General features: G+C 63.6%; 16 protein-coding genes. All 16 read right to left on the reverse strand.

Annotated features, from left to right (window positions below; translation table 11 throughout):
* Positions 1 to 2: 2 nt before the first annotated feature.
* Entirely contained in the window at positions 3 to 473 is a 471-nt protein-coding gene (locus C7402_RS00850) for a F0F1 ATP synthase subunit B (RefSeq protein WP_112169957.1), read from the reverse strand.
* Between the two features lie 139 nt (positions 474 to 612).
* On the reverse strand, positions 613 to 882 hold the full coding sequence (atpE, locus tag C7402_RS00855) for a F0F1 ATP synthase subunit C (RefSeq protein WP_028203308.1): 270 nt from the start codon (positions 880 to 882) through the stop codon (positions 613 to 615).
* A gap of 66 nt (positions 883 to 948) precedes the next feature.
* Positions 949 to 1,800: a F0F1 ATP synthase subunit A gene (gene atpB, locus C7402_RS00860; RefSeq protein WP_112169958.1), complete on the reverse strand. Its 852-nt coding sequence runs from the start codon at positions 1,798 to 1,800 to the stop codon at positions 949 to 951.
* 171 nt (positions 1,801 to 1,971) lie between these two features.
* Positions 1,972 to 2,565: an ATP synthase subunit I gene (locus C7402_RS00865; RefSeq protein WP_116609348.1), complete on the reverse strand. Its 594-nt coding sequence runs from the start codon at positions 2,563 to 2,565 to the stop codon at positions 1,972 to 1,974.
* Positions 2,566 to 2,839: 274 nt separating this feature from the next.
* Complete coding sequence (locus C7402_RS00870) at positions 2,840 to 3,955, reverse strand: SLC13 family permease (protein WP_116609652.1); 1,116 nt, start codon at positions 3,953 to 3,955, stop codon at positions 2,840 to 2,842.
* 71 nt (positions 3,956 to 4,026) lie between these two features.
* Complete coding sequence (locus tag C7402_RS00875) at positions 4,027 to 4,914, reverse strand: ParB/RepB/Spo0J family partition protein (protein WP_116609349.1); 888 nt, start codon at positions 4,912 to 4,914, stop codon at positions 4,027 to 4,029.
* A 20-nt stretch (positions 4,915 to 4,934) separates the two neighbouring features.
* Positions 4,935 to 5,705 carry a ParA family protein gene (locus tag C7402_RS00880; RefSeq protein ID WP_112169961.1) on the reverse strand — a complete coding sequence of 257 codons (771 nt, stop codon included), beginning with the start codon at positions 5,703 to 5,705 and terminating at the stop codon, positions 4,935 to 4,937.
* Positions 5,706 to 5,804: 99 nt separating this feature from the next.
* Complete coding sequence (rsmG, locus tag C7402_RS00885; protein ID WP_116609350.1) at positions 5,805 to 6,503, reverse strand: 16S rRNA (guanine(527)-N(7))-methyltransferase RsmG; 699 nt, start codon at positions 6,501 to 6,503, stop codon at positions 5,805 to 5,807.
* Complete coding sequence (gene mnmG / locus C7402_RS00890; protein ID WP_116609351.1) at positions 6,500 to 8,461, reverse strand: tRNA uridine-5-carboxymethylaminomethyl(34) synthesis enzyme MnmG; 1,962 nt, start codon at positions 8,459 to 8,461, stop codon at positions 6,500 to 6,502. The genes rsmG and mnmG overlap by 4 nt, the downstream gene beginning before the upstream one ends.
* A gap of 198 nt (positions 8,462 to 8,659) precedes the next feature.
* The gene (locus C7402_RS00895; RefSeq protein WP_425273756.1) at positions 8,660 to 9,406 is read right to left on the reverse strand and encodes an ABC transporter ATP-binding protein; all 747 of its coding nucleotides are present in this window, start codon (positions 9,404 to 9,406) and stop codon (positions 8,660 to 8,662) included.
* Positions 9,406 to 11,193, reverse strand: coding sequence for a branched-chain amino acid ABC transporter ATP-binding protein/permease (locus tag C7402_RS00900; protein WP_116609353.1), 1,788 nt, complete (start codon positions 11,191 to 11,193; stop codon positions 9,406 to 9,408). Before C7402_RS00900 ends, C7402_RS00895 begins: the two co-directional genes overlap by 1 nt.
* A 4-nt stretch (positions 11,194 to 11,197) precedes the next feature.
* Positions 11,198 to 12,253 carry a branched-chain amino acid ABC transporter permease gene (locus C7402_RS00905; protein ID WP_116609354.1) on the reverse strand — a complete coding sequence of 352 codons (1,056 nt, stop codon included), beginning with the start codon at positions 12,251 to 12,253 and terminating at the stop codon, positions 11,198 to 11,200.
* 294 nt (positions 12,254 to 12,547) lie between these two features.
* A complete protein-coding gene (locus C7402_RS00910; RefSeq protein ID WP_116609355.1) occupies positions 12,548 to 13,717 on the reverse strand; it encodes an ABC transporter substrate-binding protein in 1,170 nt (389 codons plus the stop codon).
* Between the two features lie 352 nt (positions 13,718 to 14,069).
* The gene (locus C7402_RS00915) at positions 14,070 to 15,215 is read right to left on the reverse strand and encodes an ABC transporter substrate-binding protein (protein ID WP_372460550.1); all 1,146 of its coding nucleotides are present in this window, start codon (positions 15,213 to 15,215) and stop codon (positions 14,070 to 14,072) included.
* Between the two features lie 684 nt (positions 15,216 to 15,899).
* Positions 15,900 to 16,871 carry a branched-chain amino acid ABC transporter permease gene (locus C7402_RS00920; protein ID WP_165841775.1) on the reverse strand — a complete coding sequence of 324 codons (972 nt, stop codon included), beginning with the start codon at positions 16,869 to 16,871 and terminating at the stop codon, positions 15,900 to 15,902.
* The gene (locus tag C7402_RS00925; protein ID WP_112169970.1) at positions 16,871 to 17,755 is read right to left on the reverse strand and encodes a branched-chain amino acid ABC transporter permease; all 885 of its coding nucleotides are present in this window, start codon (positions 17,753 to 17,755) and stop codon (positions 16,871 to 16,873) included. The genes C7402_RS00920 and C7402_RS00925 overlap by 1 nt, the downstream gene beginning before the upstream one ends.
* Between the last annotated feature and the right edge of the window lie 106 nt (positions 17,756 to 17,861).

A 17,861-nucleotide genomic window follows, 5' to 3' on the forward strand; every position in this document is an offset into this window, starting at 1 on the left:
GATCAGAGCTCGGCTTTCAGTTGATTCAGCAGTTCGGCGTGGGCCGACTGATCGACTTCGCGCTTCAGGATCTGCTCGGCGCCTTGCACGGCGAGTGCCGCGACTTCGCTGCGCAGCGCTTCGCGTGCCTTGACGACCTGCTGGTCGGCGTCGGCCTTCGCTTGAGCGATGATGCGTGCCGCTTCGGCGTGTGCCTGGGCCTTGATTTCTTCCGCGACGGCCAGCGCACGCTTTTCAGCGTCGGCGATGCGGTTTTGACCCTCGTTGCGGGCCGAAGCGAGCTCTTCACCGACGCGCTTGTGCGCCGCTTCGAGTTCCGCCTTACCCTTATCCGCAGCGGCCAGGCCGTCTGCGATCTTCTTCGAGCGCTCGTCGAGGGCATTGATCAACGGCGGCCACACGAACTTCATCGTGAACCACGCGAGGATCAGGAACACGACCATTTGCGCAAACAGGGTTGCGTTGAGATTCACGGTGTTTCCTTAATCGTTGCTATTCCGGGGAATTGAAACGGCAAGGCGCTCATCGGTTGTGAAACTCGATCAGCGCCTCGTCTCCCGTTCCGCCATGCGCCCTTAACCGTTATAGGTCAGGCGCAACCTTCCAGGGAACTTAGCCCGCGAGCTTCGAGAGCAGCGGGTTAGCGAACGCGAACAGCATTGCAACACCAACGCCAATCAGGAACGCCGCATCGATCAGACCAGCCAGCAGGAACATCTTCGTTTGCAGCGGGTTCATCAGCTCAGGCTGACGTGCGCAGGCTTCGATGTACTTGCCACCCATCAGGCCGATACCGATACAGGCGCCGATAGCACCCAGGCCGATGATGATGCCGATACCGATGGCCGTGAAACCCTGGATGTTGGCGATGAAAGCTTGCATGATCACTCCTTTGTGAGATTTTCTGGAACTGGGGATTTAAAACTGCAAATCTGGTTTGACGAGCACTTAGTGCTTGTCGTGTGCCTGGCCGATGTACACCAGCGTCAGCATCATGAAAATGAACGCTTGCAACAGGACGATCAGGATGTGGAAGATCGCCCAGACGCTGCCTGCAATCACGTGGCCGATGAAGCCAAGCACCGTCGTGTCCGCGCCGAAGCTCCACAGACCGCCCAGCAGCGCGATCAGCAGGAACAGCAGTTCGCCTGCATACATGTTGCCGAACAACCGCAGTGCGAGCGAAACCGTCTTGGCGACGAACTCGATGATGTTCAGTGCAAGGTTCGGGATCCACAAGAGCGGATGCGAGCCGAACGGAGCCGAGAGCAGTTCGTGTGCGAAGCCGCCAGGACCCTTGATCTTGAGGTTGTAGTAAATCATCAGCACGAACACGCCGAGCGCGATGCCGAACGTGCCGTTGAGGTCGGCCGTCGGGACGATGCGCTGGTGCGGAAGCACTTCGGAAAGACCGAGCCAGCCGATCACGCGCGTGGGCAGATCGACGGGGATGAAGTCGAGCGAGTTCATGAGCGCGACCCAGATGAACACGGTCAGCGCGAGCGGCGCGATGAAAGCGCGGTTGCCATGAACGATGGACTTGGATTGGTCCTCGACCATCTCGACCAGCATTTCGATGGCGCACTGGAAGCGGCCCGGAACGCCCGGAGTCGCTTTGCGCGCAGCGAGGCGCAAGATGAGGATAGTTACAACGCCGCACAGGATCGACCAGAACAGCGTGTCGATGTTCCAGACGCTGAAGTCGACGATCGACGTCTGGTGCGAGGTCGCAAAGTTCTGCAAGTGGTGAGCAATGTACTCGGACGGACCCGGACCGCTCGTTCCTTCGCTGGCTGCCATATCGTTAAAAACACCCAAATTGTCGAAAATCGTTTTCGGCCGCTCCCGCCGCAATTCTGTATTGCGGGAACGCACCGCCGTGGATCGTGTCTTATCTGCTTCGCATCGGCCAGCTAACTTCCACCGTCATCGCTTCGACGCCCTGACTTGAGGCGGCGCGATGTCGGCGGGTCAGCGCCACGCGAGCGCGATCCAATATGTCTTTAGTGCGATCAGGTACGTGACGAGCAGCGGAATCCACCGCACGTCGTGATACCAGAACGCGATGGCGACGAACATCGCAATCGTCGCCCCCATCTTGAAGGCTTCACCGAGCATCCAGTTCAGCACGGTGCCGGCACGGCTCAACTGCTTGAGGCGCGCTGCGAACAGCGCTCCGGGGAACCAGCAAATCGCTCCGCCCAGAAAGGCCGACAGCGCAGCATCCCCCGGCGGCTTATAAAACAGCCACCACACCAATGTTGCAACCAGGGACAAAACCACTTGCGCCGCCACGACCCGAAACGGCGTGACGCGCGATGGGCGACTCACCTGCGCGCCGAAGAGTTGCTCGGCTTCGGTCCGGGTGAGCGGCACGATGTCGTTGTTATCTTGCTGGCTGGCGTCCAGCTCATCCCAGCGCGCGTTGTGATCGGTACGTTGACCGCCACCGCTTCCGGAATTTTTTGCCGCCGCATCCTGCCCCCGGCTGGATGCCCCGACCGCGCCTGGAACATCGGGCCCGTCATGCGCCTGCGGCGCTTCATCTGGCCTCTGACCCACCATCGCTTTATTCCGGAAATTCGCCTTGCGCGCCTTTTATTACAGCGCACTTACAGCATCGCCAACCAAATAAATCCGGGCGATTGTAAGCGATAGTTGCAGGCAATTCAAGACTTTAGGGCGTTCAATAACACCTGTGAAATGCGACTTCATGATGCGGAAAACACGGTGTCGCAAAGCTGTGACCGGTAACTGTAAGGGAGCGAGCAATCGTCAGGAGGACCAGGTAAATTCGGCCGCCACCGTGCTCGTCATTCAGGATATGGGACGCGCAGCATCAAAACAGATGCAGCAGCAGCGCACCGCCCAAAAAGGCCGCAAGCCAGAATGGCACGGCGATCAGGTGAAATGACAGCCACACGCCGCGCTGGCCGGAAAGGCGCACGGCGATGAGATTCGCTAGCGATCCGATGGCGACCCCAAACCCGCCGACGCTCACGCCGAACGCCAGCGCGCGCCAGTCGTGCGTGAAACCGGCGAGCACGATGGCGGCCGGCACGTTGCTGATGACCTGCGACAGCACGGCGCCTGCGGCAAAAGCACGCATGGGTGTTTGCAACGAAAGCGAGGTCAGCGCGTGATGAATCCAGGGTAATGCGGCCACGCTGCGCAGAACGATGAACATCAGCACGAAGATCAGCAGAAGCAGCCAGTCGATCTTCAGCACGATGCGGATGCGCCAGATCACGAAGCCCGCGCCGACGGCGGCGAGCGCCACGCCCGCATGGTGTGCGTCGGCAAGCAGCACGAAGGCCACGAACAGCACCGCGGCCACGCCGGCGAGCGCGCGATCGACGCGCTGGGGCGCGGCGTCCTTCGACAGGTCCAGCGGCGTGCTCTTGAACAGAACCGCAGCGAGCGCGATGAGCATCGCCATCAGAAAGGCGCACAACGGCGCGAGCCCCGCGACGAAATAGCCAAACGACACGCCGCTCACCTGCCAGAGAAACAGGTTCTGCGGATTGCCGAGCGGCGTGAGCACCGAGCCCGCATTCACGGCAAGCGCGATGACAATGACGAGACGTTTGAGCGGCAGCGGCGTGAGCTGGTGCAGCGAGAGCACGAGCGGCACGACGACAAAGAGCGCGACATCGTTGGTCACGATCATCGACAGCCCGGCGGCCAGCGCGACCAGCAGCAACGCGAGCCCGCGCTCCGAGTGTATGTGGTGCACGAGCTTGTGCGCGAGCCAGGTCAGCAGTCCTGAATATTCGATCGCTTTGGTGAGAATGAGCAGGCCCGCTAGCGTCATCACCGTTTGCCAGTCGACGAGCGAGGGCAACGTGAGCAACGGGCGCGGTGCGAAGATCTGCAACGCAATGAGCGCCACGACGAGAATGGCGAGCACCGGCTCCGACAACGCGAATGCGCCGATCCGGCGCACCACGTTCAAGGGCCCGCTTGCGCCCTGCTGCGATTCGCCCACCGCTTAAGCGACGGTGTGCGCGTTTGCGGCGGCGGGCATCAAGCGGCCGTTTCGCCGCGCAGCCGCAGCAGGATGCCGTCGAGCGCGTCGAGGTCGCCGAAGTCGACGGTGAGCTGCCCTCGCCCGCGCCGGCCGAGTTTGATCTTCACCGTCGCGGCGAGCAGGTCCGACAGTTCTTCCTCCAGGCGGCGCGTGTCGCGGCCGCCGTCGTGCGCCGCCTTCGCCTTCACCGCAGGCGCCGCCTTCGTCGTGGCCGAAACCAGCTTCTCGGTTTCACGCACCGACATGCGCTTGTTGACCACCTGGTTGGCCAGCGTGATTTGCGTGGCCGCGTCCACGGCGAGCAGCGCGCGCGCGTGGCCCATGTCGAGATCGCCCGCGAGCAGCATGGTCTGCACGGGCGCTGCGAGATTGAGCAAACGCAGCAGGTTCGACACCGCGCTGCGCGAGCGGCCAACCGACTCGGCCGCCTGCTCGTGCGTGAAGCTGAATTCGTCGAGCAGACGCTGGATGCCCTGCGCCTCTTCCAGCGGATTCAGATCCTCGCGCTGGATGTTCTCGATCAGCGCCATCGCGGCGGCGGCCTGGTCGGGCACGTCCTTCACGAGCACCGGCACTTCGGTCAACCCGGCGATGTGCGCCGCACGGAAGCGCCGCTCGCCCGCGATGATCTCGTAACGATCCGCCGAGACCGGCCGCACCAGGATCGGCTGCATGAGCCCCTGCGCCCGGATGCTCGCGGCCAGCTCCTGCAACGCGCCCTCGTCCATGCGCGTGCGCGGCTGGTACTTGCCGGCCTGCATCTGCGTGAGCGGCAGCGTGTTCGGCGCGCCGTCGATCTTCACCGCTTCGGTAATGTCCGCCGTGCCGCCGAGCAATGCTTCCAGCCCTCGGCCCAGCCCCTTCTTCCGTGCTACTGCGTTCATCGTGCTTCCTCAGTCTCTCGTCAGAGTGCGCGCACGCGCTCGATCATTTCCGCGCCGAACTGCACATAGGCCTGCGCGCCGCGCGACGTGCGATCGAACACCACGCCGGGCAAGCCATAGCTGGGCGCTTCCGCGAGGCGGACATTGCGCGGGATCACGGCGTCGAAAACCTTGTCGCCGAAGTGCTCCTTCAACTGCTCGGAAACCTGCTGTTGCAACGTGATGCGCGGATCGAACATCACGCGCAGAAGACCGATCACCTTCAGGTCGCGATTCATGTTCGCGTGGACCTGCTTGATCGTGTTGACGAGATCCGACAGCCCCTCCAGCGCGAAGTACTCGCATTGCATGGGGATGACCACGCCATGCGCGGCGCACAGGCCGTTGAGCGTGAGCAGCGACAGCGCCGGCGGGCAGTCGATCAAAACGAAATCGTATTGATCGTCGACTTCGGCAAGCGCGGTCTTGAGACGCCGCTCGCGCTGCTCGGCCGTCACCAGTTCCACTTCGGCTCCGGCCAGCTCGCGGTTGGCGGGCAGCACGTCGTAGCCCACCTGCTCCGGGCGCGTACGCGCTTCGTTCACCGTGACACCGTCGACGAGCACCTCGTACACCGTGTTCTCGCAGGCCGCCTTGTCGATACCGCTGCCCATCGTGGCGTTGCCTTGCGGATCGAGATCGATGAGAAGGACACGTTGTCCCTGCGATGCGAGGCTCGCGGCGAGATTGACCGTTGTCGTCGTCTTGCCGACGCCGCCCTTCTGGTTCGCAACGCAGAAGATTTTTGCCATCTTTTGTGTGTCCCTTTTACTGCCTTGAAAAGTTTGCTTACGTTGCACCGCATTCGTCTGATGCACCGTTCGGCCGATCCTGCCATCCGCTGAGCGGAGTCAGGTTGCGGTAATCGGGTCAACCGATACTTCAATCAGATGACGCTCCGCTTCGAGCATCGGTACGGTCAGGCGGATCGTGTTCAGCACTTTCGCGCCGGCGGGCAAGCGTTCGATTTCGTCTGCGGGGCGCACGCCCTTCATTGCCCAGATCGCGCCGCCCTCTGCAACGAGGTGACGGGCCAGTGTAACGAAATCGGCGAGATCCGCGAATGCCCGCGAGACGATCAAGTCGAATTTTTTCGGTACTTCGACGCCGGGACGCAGCGATTCGACCCTTCCAGTCACAACCGACAGGTTCGTGAGGCCGAGTTCGGCCTTGGCCTGCGACTGGAATGCGGACTTCTTGTGCACGATGTCGTTGAGCGTGATCTGCCAGTCGGGACGCACGATCGCCAGCACGATGCCCGGCAGACCGCCGCCGGAACCGACATCGAGCACCGCCGCGTCGGCGCGTGACGGCAGATGCGGCAGGATCGAAAGCGAATCGAGAATGTGCTGGATCAGCATCTGGCGCGGGTCGCGGATCGCCGTCAGGTTATAGACGGCGTTCCACTTCGCGAGCAGCGCAACGTAGTCGAGCAATTGCTCGTGCTGCCGTCCGTTCAGCTCGACACCCAACGCCTGCGCGCCCTCTTTCAGCAAACGAGCCAGCGCGTCGCGATCCGCGATGCCGGGTTGCCTTGCGCGGCCCGTCATTGCGCCACCGGCGTCGAGTCGGTGCCCGTGTCGCCGGGGTTGCCCTGGCGACGACGGCCGAGGCCACGCTTGAGGTGCACCATCAGCAGCGAAATCGCGGCGGGCGTGATGCCCGAAATGCGCGAAGCCTGACCGATGGTCTCGGGACGGAACTGGGTCAGCTTCTGACGTGCTTCGAACGAAAGGCCACGCACGTCCGCGTAGTCGATCCCTTCCGGCAGGCGCGTGTTCTCGTGCGCGCCATTGCGCTCGATCTCGTCGGCCTGACGGTCGATATAGCCCTGATATTTGATGCCGATCTCGATCTGCTCCTTGATCTGGGCAAGCAGAATCTCGTCGTCGGCGAGCGGGGCTTCCGGTGCGCAAGCGCCTTCACGCAGGCCGCACACGCCGTCGTAGCTCACGCCCGGGCGACGCAGCAGATCCGCCAGGTTGTACTCACGGTCGATCGGCTTCCCGAGCAGCGCAGTCGCTTCTTCGGCGGAAAGGCTCTTGGGATTCACCCACGTCGACTTCAGGCGCTCTGTTTCACGTGAAACAGCGTCGCGCTTGCGGCAGAACGCGTCCCAGCGCACATCGTCGATCACGCCCAGCTCGCGGCCAATCTCCGTGAGACGCATGTCCGCATTGTCTTCGCGCAGGCTCAAACGGTATTCGGCGCGGCTCGTGAACATGCGGTACGGCTCGGACACGCCACGCGTGACCAGATCGTCGACCAGCACGCCAAGGTAGGCTTGATCGCGACGCGGGCACCATGCGTCCCTGCCCTGCACCTGCAAGCCTGCGTTGATACCGGCGAGCAGGCCTTGTGCAGCCGCTTCTTCGTAACCTGTCGTCCCGTTGATCTGACCCGCAAAAAACAGGCCATTGATCGCTTTGGTTTCGAGCGAAGCCTTCAGGCCGCGCGGATCGAAGTAGTCGTACTCGATCGCATAGCCGGGGCGCAGGATATGGGCGTGCTCCAGCCCGCGCATCGAGTGCACGAGCTCAAGCTGCACGTCGAACGGCAGACTCGTCGAGATCCCGTTCGGATAGAACTCGTTCGTCGTCAGGCCTTCCGGCTCGAGGAAGATCTGATGCGATTCCTTCGAGGCAAATCGGTGAATCTTGTCCTCGATCGACGGGCAATAGCGCGGCCCCACCCCTTCGATCACGCCCGTGTACATCGGCGAACGGTCGAGACCGCCGCGAATGATGTCGTGCGTGCGCTCGTTCGTGTGCGTGACCCAGCACGGAATCTGCCGCGGATGCTGCTCCGCGCGGCCCAGGAACGAGAATACCGGCACCGGATCGAGGTCGCCCGGCTGCTCTTCGAGCACCGAAAAGTCGATCGTGCGGCCGTCGATACGCGGCGGCGTGCCCGTCTTGAGGCGGCCCTGCGGCAGCTTCAGCTCCTTCAGGCGCGACGACAGCGTGACCGCCGCGGGGTCGCCCGCGCGGCCACCCGTGTAGTTGTTCAGGCCCACGTGGATCTTGCCGTCGAGGAAAGTCCCGGCCGTCAGCACGACGGCACGGCCGCGAAAGCGAATGCCGACCTGCGTCACGGCGCCCACCACGCGGTCGCCCTCGACCATCAGGTCCTCTACGGCCTGCTGGAACAGCCAGAGATTCGGCTGATTTTCGAGCCGCCGACGGATCGCCGCCTTATAAAGAATGCGGTCCGCCTGGGCGCGCGTCGCCCGCACCGCCGGGCCTTTGGACGAATTGAGGATACGGAACTGGATCCCGCCCTCGTCCGTCGCAGCGGCCATGGCGCCGCCAAGCGCGTCGACTTCCTTGACCAGATGGCCCTTGCCAATGCCGCCAATCGACGGATTGCAGCTCATCTGACCGAGCGTTTCGATGTTATGCGTGAGCAGGAGCGTCTTGACGCCCATGCGGGCCGCGGCAAGCGCAGCCTCGGTTCCGGCGTGACCGCCACCAACGACGATTACGTCAAACTCTGTGGGATAAAGCATGGCTGAACCTCACGCATGGACGGAAACGACCGCGTGAGCCTTCTCGGAAAAAGTGGTATTTACGAATTATAGCGGTTTCAGGTTTTGTACCGTTCACGCCCGAATAAAGGGAGCGGTGTTTGGGCGAAAAAAAACGGCGTGTTTCACGTGAAACACGCCGCTCATTTCTACAGCGATAGACGAAGTCAGATCGTTCCGTCAGACCGGCTTCTTCGCAAGGCCGAGATACGTTTCGATCACACGGGGATTCTGCGCCAGGTCGGCCGCCGGTCCTTCGAGCGCCAGGTCGCCGGTCTCCAGCACGTAGCCGTAGTCGGAAATCTGGAGCGCCGCACGCGCGTTCTGCTCGATGAGCAGCGTCGCGACGCCCGTCTGTCGCAGCGCACTAATAATGTGGAAGATTTCCTTCACGATCAGCGGCGCGAGGCCCAGGCTCGGCTCGTCGAGCATGAGCAAGTCGGGCTTGCCCATGAGCGCGCGGCCGACCGCAAGCATCTGACGCTCGCCGCCCGAGAGCGTGCCGGCCGCCTGCGCACGCCGCTCCTTCAGGCGCGGGAACAGCGTGAACACGGGCTCCAGTTGATCGAGGAAATTGCGTTCGCCTGCCCGCTTACGCCGGTAGGCGCCGAGCACGAGGTTGTCCTCCACGGTCATCGTAGCGAACAGCTCGCGCTTTTCCGGCACGAGACACATGCCGCGCGCCACACGCCGCTCGATCGGTAGCGCGCCAACCTCTTCGCCCATATAGGCGATCCGGCCGCTCGCATGCCCGCTGACCGGCAGCGCGCCCATGATGGCGTTGAGCAGCGTGGACTTGCCCGCGCCGTTCGGGCCGATCACGGAGACGATCTGCCCCGCGCCCACCTTGATGGCCGCCTTGTGCAGCGCCTCGATCTTGCCGTAGCGCACCGCGAGGCCGGAGACTTCCAGTACGGGTGTCGTCATCATTCCACCCCGCCCAGGTACGCTTCGAGCACCGCCGGATCCTTCTGCACGTCTTCCGGCAGGCCTTCTGCGATCCGCGTGCCGAACTCCATCACCACCAGCCGGTCGGTGAGATTCATCACGAAATCCATGTCGTGTTCGACCAGCAGCACGCTCATCCCCTCTTCCCTCAGCTTGCGCAGCAATGCGGCCAACTGTTGCTTTTCCTGATAACGCAGGCCGGCCGCCGGTTCGTCCAGCAGCAGCAAGGTGGGATCGCAGCACAGCGCGCGTGCGATCTCCAGAATGCGCTGCTGACCGAGTGCGAGACTGCCCGCCTCGTCGTACATATGCTGCTCGAGACCGACGCGGCGAATCTGCTTCGCCGCCTCGCTCATGAGCCGCCCTTCCTCCGCCGCATTGAGCTTGGCGACGCTGCGCAGCACGCCCGCATGGCCGCGCAGGTGCCCGCCGATGGCGACGTTTTCAAGCACCGTCATCGTCGGCAGCAGTTTGACGTGCTGGAACGTGCGGCCGATGCCGCGCGCGACGATTTCACGTGAAGTCAGCCGGTCGATGCGTTCGCCGCGGAACGTGATCTCACCGCTGGTGGGCTGAAGCACGCCGGTCACGAGATTGAAGGTCGTCGACTTGCCCGCGCCGTTGGGGCCGATCAGGCCGATGATCTGGGCCGCCTTCACTTCGAAACTCACGTCGTTCACCGCCACGAGGCCGCCGAACTGCTTGCGTGCCTTGTTCACCGTCAGCAGCATCTCGCCGGTGGCGGGCTTGCTGCGCTGCGGCAAGGATTCAGCGTGCTCGGGCACGTGCGCCCGCGGGCCGCGCGGGAAGAAGCGCGCTACGAACGGCCACACGCCGCGCCGCGCGTATTGCAGCAGCAGCACCATCAAGATGCCGAAGACGATTACCTCGAAGTTGCCGTTCTCGCCGAGCAGCTTGGGCAGCAGTGTCTGAAGCCAGTCCTGCAACACGGTGAGGATCGCCGCGCCCAGCACCGCGCCCCAGACGTGCGCCACGCCGCCCACCACGGCCATGAAAAGATACTCGATGCCGTGATTCAGGCCGAACGGCGTCGGGTTCACGGCGCGCTGCAAATGCGCGTAGAGGAAGCCCGAAACGGCCGCGAGCACGGCCGCATAGACGAAGATCACCACGCGCATCCAGCCGGTGTTCACGCCCATTGCCTCGGCCATCAGGCCGCCGCCGCGCAAGGCGCGGATCGCCCGGCCCATACGGCTATTAAGCAGATTCTGAACAGACACCACCGAGGCGAGCACCACGACCCAGATCAGGTAATAGATATGGCGGCCCGATTCCAGCTCGATGCCCAGCACGTTCAGCACGGGAATGCCGTTGATGCCGTCGTACTTGCCGAGCATGTCGAGATTGCCGAACAGGAAGAACAGTGCGAGGCCCCAGGCGATCGTGCCGAGCGGCAGGAAGTGGCCCGACAGACGCATCGTGACGAGCCCCAGAACGAGCGCCACGAGCCCCGTGATCACCACGCCGACGATCAGCGCGAGCCACGGCGAAACGCCGTACTGCGTCGTCAGATACGCGGTCGCATAGGCGCCGAGCCCGACGAACGCGGCCTGCCCGAAGCTCGTCATCCCGCCGATGCCGGTGAGCAGCACGAGCCCGATCGCGACGATCGAATAGAGGCCGATATAGTTGAGCAGCGTGATCCAGTATTCGGGCACGTGCAGCGGGTGCGGCAGCACCGGCAGCGCGAACATCACCACGAGGAACAGCCAGAAGAAGCGGTTGTGCATGACGAATCGTTTCATCGCGTCACTCCTCTTCCTCTTCGGCGTGCGGCGTCGAGAGCGAGCGCCACAGCAGCACGGGGATGATGAGCGTGAACACGATCACTTCCTTATAAGAGCTCGCCCAGAACGACGAGTACGACTCCAGCAGGCCCACCAGCACGGAGCCTGCCGCAGCCAGCGGATAGCTCACCAGACCGCCGATAATGGCCCCCACGAAGCCCTTGAGGCCGATCAGGAAGCCCGAGTCGTAGTAGATGGTGGTGAGCGGCGACACGAGAATGCCGCACAGCGCGCCGAGGCCCGCGGCGAGCGTGAACGCGAGCCGACCGGCCTGCGTGGTGCCGATGCCGACGAGCCGCGCGCCAAGCCGATTCACCGACGTCGCGCGCAGCGCCTTGCCCGAAATCGTGCGGTCGAAATACAGATACAGCGCGACGATCAACACGGCCGCCGTGCCGATCACCCAGAGGCTCTGCCCGGAGATGGAGAGGCTGCCGATGTTGAACGTGGCGTCGGAGAACGCATTGGTGCGCGAGCCTTCCGCGCCGAACATCACGAGCCCGAGGCCCACCATCGCGAAGTGCACCGCCACCGCCACGATCAGCAGGAGCAGCGTGGTCGCCTCGGCGATGGGCTCGTAGGCGAGCCGATAGATGAACGGCCCCATCGGCACCACGATTGCGAGCGTGAGCGCGATCTGCACGAGCATGGGCAACGGCTGGCCCGCTACGCCGCGCGTGATCGCGTAGAGCGCGATGGGAAAGAGCAGATACTTGCTCGCGAGCGAAACGAGCGTGCGCGCCGCATGACGGCGGCGCTCGGCGTGACGCGCGAGCCCGATCGTCTCGACGACGAAGCACGCCGCGCCCAGCGCGACGAGCAGCCAGCAGGTGGCCGGAAACTTCTGCGATTGCAGCGCGGCGAGCGTGAGCGCGCCATACGAAACGAATTCGCCCTGCGGAATGAAGATCACCCGCGTGACGGAAAACACCAGCACCAGTGCGAGCGCAAGCAGCGCGTAGATCGCACCGGTGGTGATGCCGTCCTGCGCGAGGATCGCGGCGATCGATAAATCCATACTCCCCTCTTCCTGAAACCTTCTGGAGCCCGATAAGAACCCGGCGAGAACCCGGAAAAACAGCAACGTCGAAAAAACGGAAATGCGAGAAAGTACCGGCGAATGCGCGGTCAGGACTACCTGTGTGTGACGCCGGCGTGCAGCGCCCTTGCCGCACACCGGACGGGCCGGAGCTTGGGCTTGCCCGTGCACGCCCCGGCGTGCTCGTGCGTCATTCTCGGTGGCCAGAATGACGCCGTGGCGCGCGCGTGTGTTTCACGGGAAAGCACGCCGTGCTTTCCCGTGCTCCGCGCGTTACTCGCCTTGCAGCTTCCACTTGTTGTTGACGATCTCCACGATCACGCGCGCACGCTGGTCGAGACCCGCGTGATCCGTCGCGCTCATGTTGAAGATGCCGTGCGCACCCGCCACGTCATGCGAGTTTTCGAGCGCGGCACGCAGCGCCACGCGGAACGCCTCGGTGCCCGGCTCGCCCGCCTTGAGCGCGACCGGAATCGCGCGCTCGAGCAGTTGGCCGGCGTCCCATGCATGGCCGCCGAAGGTCGCCACGGAACCTGCGCCGTAGGCCTTCTCGTAGGCGGTCTTGTAGGCCAGCGCCGACTTCTTCACCGGGTTCGAGTCCGGCAACTGGTCCGCCACGAGGATCGGGCCCGCGGGCAGCAGTTCGCCTTCGCAGTCCTTGCCGCACACGCGCAGGAAGTCGTTGTTGGCCACGCCGTGGGTCTGGTAGATCTTGCCCTTGTAGCCGCGATCCTTGAGCGTCGTCGCGGGCAGCGCCGCGGGCGTGCCCGAACCGGCGATCAGCACCGCATCGGGGTTCGCCGACATCAGCTTGAGCACCTGCCCCGTCACCGACGAATCGGTGCGGTTGTAGCGCTCGTTCGCGACCATCTTCAGGTTGTGCTTCGCGGCCGCGTTGCCGAATTCCTTGTACCAGCTGTCGCCGTAGGCGTCGGTGAAGCCGATAAAGCCCACCGTCTTCACGCCGTGCTTCTCCATGTAGCCGGCGATCGCGTCAGCCATCAGGCTGTCGTTCTGCGGCGTCTTGAAGGACCACTGGCGCTTCGCGTCCATCGGTTCGACGATGGCCGCCGACGCCGCGAGCGAAATCATCGGCGTCTTGCCTTGCGACACGACGTCGAGCATCGCGAGCGAGTTCGGCGTGACCGAGGAGCCGATGATGGCGTCCACATGGTCTTCGTCGATCAGCTTGTGCGTGTTCTGCACCGCCTTGCTCGTGTCCGAGGCGTCGTCGAGCACGATGTACTGCACGCTCTTGCCCGCGATCTCCTTGGGCAGCAGCGCGATCGTGTTCTTCTCGGGAATGCCGAGCGACGCCGCCGGCCCCGTTGCCGAAAGCGTCACGCCGATCTTCACCTGTGCGGCGGCAAGGCCCGCCGTGCCCATCAGCGCCGCTGCGAGTCCGGCGCTAATCGATCTCAAAACCCATTTCTTCGTTTTCATTGCGCGTCTCCAAACGCTTCGTCTGCGTGTTGTCGATTGATCCTGGCGTCGCTCTACATCGAAATCACTATGATCTACGTAAATCGACGCTGGCCCTTGAGTGTAGTAATCGGGATCGCGCGTGTAATGCATGGTTTTCCCTGCCTGCGGCGCTGCACAAGCCGCCGCCGCATAGAACGCGCTCTCCGCTTTATCGACTGCTCCCTGCCCTTCCTTTACCGCCCTGCCCTTGCTGCTTCCCTGCTGCTGCGAATTCCTTGCGAATCCGTTGTGCATCCGTTGCAACGGCAACAAAAAAGGCACCTCGAATGAGCGTGCCTTGTTCGTGTTCCGTGTGGTATTCAGCCGACGCTCAATCGCCGGCGAGCTTCCACTTGCCGCCGACGATCTCCACCATCACGCGGGCACGCTGGTCGAGGCCGGCGTGGTCCGTCGCGCTCATGTTGAAGATGCCGTGCGCGCCCGCCACGTCGTGCGAGTTTTCGAGCGCGGCGCGCAGTGCATCGCGAAACGCCTTCGAACCCGGCTGACCGGCCTTCAGCGCAACCGGAATGGCGTGCTGGAGCAAGAGGCCCGCATCCCACGCGTGACCGCCGAAGGTCGAGATCGAGCCCGCGCCATAGGCCTTCTCGTACGCGGCCTTGTAGGCCAGCGCCGATTGCTTCACGGGGTTCGAGTCGGGCAACTGGTCGGCGACGAGCAGCGGACCTGCGGGCAGATACGTGCCTTCGCAGTCCTTGCCGCACACGCGCAGGAAGTCGTTGTTGGCCACGCCGTGCGTCTGGTAATACTTGCCCGCGTAGCCGCGCTCCTTGAGCGTTTTCTGCGGCAGCGCGGCCGGTGTGCCCGCGCCGGCGATCAGCACCGCATCCGGGTGCTGCGAGATCATCTTGAGCACCTGGCCCGTGACCGAAGCGTCATTGCGCGCAAAGCGCTCGTTCGCCACGACCTTGATGCCCTGCTTCGCGGCCGCCGCGCCGAATTCCTTGTACCAGCTCTCGCCATAGGCGTCGGAGAAGCCGATGAAGGCCACCGTCTTCACGCCGTGCGCGGCCATGTGCTGGGCGATGGCGCCGGCCATCAGCGCGTCGTTCTGGGGCGTCTTGAAGACCCAGGCGCGTTTGGCGTCCATTGGTTCGACGATCGAGGCCGCGGCGGCCATCGAGATCATCGGCGTGGCGGTTTCCGCGGCCACGTCGATCATGGCGAGCGAGTTGGGCACGACGGTCGAACCGATCAGCGCGTCAACGTGGTCTTCGCTCGTGAGCTTGCGTGCGTTCTTCACCGCCTGCGTGGAGTCGGTGGCGTCGTCCAGCACGATGTAGTCGACCTTCTGACCCGCAATTTCCTTGGGCAGCAGCGCAACCGTATTCTTTTCCGGAATGCCGAGCGAGGCGGCTGGCCCCGTGGCTGACAGCGTCACGCCGATCTTGATGTCCGCATACGCCGCGCCGGCCGTCGCCGCGAGCACCCCGGTCGCGACGCAAGCCGCCCCCATCCAACGCCAAACCAACTGCATCTCCACTCCTTCGATAATCGTTTTCTTTATTGCTACGGATTTTGTGGCGCACCGCGGCCGATTACCCCACAGCCCAATCGATAATCGGTTGCCGGATATCAACGCAAAAATGCTGACCGCATGGTCGGTGAATGGCGAGTGTAGCGGTCTGCGTATTCGAATGGCAAGTGCTTTCCAGTGGCTTACAACGCGCGGGATTAAGCCTTGGCTTTGCGTAACGCTCAAACGTATGCGTGGCGGGCGTTTCACGCCAAACAGCGCGATTCGCGTAATTGAGGGAAGGGGAATATTCGGGCGAGAATGCGTGAATATCGCACGCACTGAATTGGGGAAAAGATAATCCGCGAAAATGCGCGCAGAAATATAAAAAGCGCTGTTGGACTCTCATCCAACAGCGCTTCCTTGTCCGGGCACTTGGTGCCTCAGTTGTCTCCTCGTTCTCCACCTGCAAATTCGGTGCATCAGAACTAGGTGCAACTTTAAACTTCACCCCTCCCACCGGCAACTAGCATTTACCCTAGTGGTGCAGTGCGGCACCGATATGGGGCGCGTCGCCACGCGATTGGCGCACTGCGGGGCACGCTGTCATGCCGCAACGCGACATGGTTGCGCGAGGGACGATCATTCTAGCGCGCGCCGCACAAGCCGGGCAGCACCGCCCGTTCACGCGCGCAACGGCCGCACGCGCGCCACGATCTCGCCGACAATGCCGCGCCGGAACGCCAGCACGCAGGCGATGAAGATGAGCCCCGTGACGATCGTTGTGGACTCACCGAGCGAGCGGAACCACTCCACGCCCGTGCCCCGCGCGAGCGCCGTGCCGATGTCGCCCAGCCGGTCCTCCAGCGCGACAATCAGCGTTGCGCCGAGCAGCGGCCCGAAGAGCGTGCCCATGCCACCCACGAGCGTCATGAGGATCACGAGACCCGACATGGTCCAGTAGGCGTCGCCGAGCGTCTCGAAGCCGAGCACGAGCACCTTGAGGGCGCCTGCGAGCCCCGCGAGCCCCGCCGAAAGCACGAACGCGAGCAGCTTGAAGCGGTCGGTGTCGTAGCCTAGCGAGATTGCGCGCGGCTCGTTCTCCTTGATCGCGACGAGCACCTGCCCGAACGGCGAATGCACGATACGCACGATCAGACCGAACGCCAGCACCATCACCACGAGCACGACGTAGTAGAGCGTGAGATCGGAGTCGAGCGACAGCACGCCGAACAGCTTGCCGCGCGGCACGCCCTGCAAGCCGTCCTCGCCGTGCGTGAACGGCGCTTGCAGAAAGACGAAGTAGACCATCTGCGCGAGCGCCAGCGTGACCATCGAGAAGTAGATGCCCTGGCGGCGGATCGCGAAAACGCCCACCGCCACGCCGAGCAGCGTCGCCACCGCCGTGCCCGCGAGCACGCCCGCCTCCGGCGTGAAGGCGAGCGACTGGATCGCGTAGCCGGTCGTATAGCCCGCGCTCGCGAGAAAGAGCGCGTGGCCGAACGAGAGCAGGCCCGTGTAGCCGATCAGCAGGTTGAAGGCCGCCGCGAACATCGCGAAGCACAGCACCTTCATCACGAAGAGCGGATAGATGCCCGCGAACGGCGCGACGATCAAGCCGGCCAGCAATAAACCATACAGCGCTTTTCTTTGCATCATCGTTCCTTGCCGAAGAGGCCAGCGGGGCGAATCAGCAGCACGATCGCCATGATCACGAACACCACGGTCGCGGAGGCTTCGGGCCAGAACACCCGCGTGAAGCCCTCGATCACGCCGAGCATGAGGCCGGTGAGGATCGAGCCCATGATCGAGCCCATGCCGCCGATCACGACCACGGCGAACACCGTGATGATCATCGACTGCCCCATGAGCGGCGACACCTGGATCACGGGCGCCGCGAGCACGCCCGCGAACGCCGCGAGCGCCACGCCAAAGCCGTAGGTGAGCGTGATCATAAGCGGCACGTTGATGCCGAACGCCTCGACGAGCTTGGGGTTCTCCGTGCCCGCGCGCAGATACGCGCCCAGACGCGTCTTCTCGATCACGAACCAGGTGGCGAAACACACGGCGAGCGAGGCCACCACCACCCATGCGCGATAGTTCGGCAAATACATGAAGCCGAGGTTGGTCGCGCCGGCGAGCAGGTCGGGCACGTCATAGGGCTGCCCCGACGAACCGTAGATCGAGCGGAACACGCCCTCCACCACGAGCGTGAGCCCGAAAGTCAGCAGGAGTCCGTACAGATGATCGAGCCGATAGAGCCAGCGCAGCATCGTGCGCTCGATCACGATGCCGAACGCGCCCACCACGAGGGGAGCCACGACGAGCATCGCCCAGTAAGGCAGATTGAAATACGCGAGCCCCATCCACGTGAGCATCGCGCCCAGCATGAACAACGCGCCGTGGGCGAAGTTGATCACGTTGAGCATGCCGAAGATCACCGCGAGGCCAAGACTCAGGATCGCGTAGAACGAGCCGTTCACGAGCCCGAGGAGCAACTGGCTCAGCATTGCCGGAAGCGGAATGCCAAAAATCGTCATGAAAGCCGCCCATAGACGCCATCGCGCCAGTAACGGATTACGCAATCATGCCGCGCCCTGCGCGCCAACCGGGCGCCGGGCGCGGCATGCGACTGCCGCATCTACA

The organism is Paraburkholderia unamae (genome assembly GCF_003096875.1).
GTDB classification, from domain to species: Bacteria; Pseudomonadota; Gammaproteobacteria; order Burkholderiales; family Burkholderiaceae; genus Paraburkholderia; species Paraburkholderia unamae.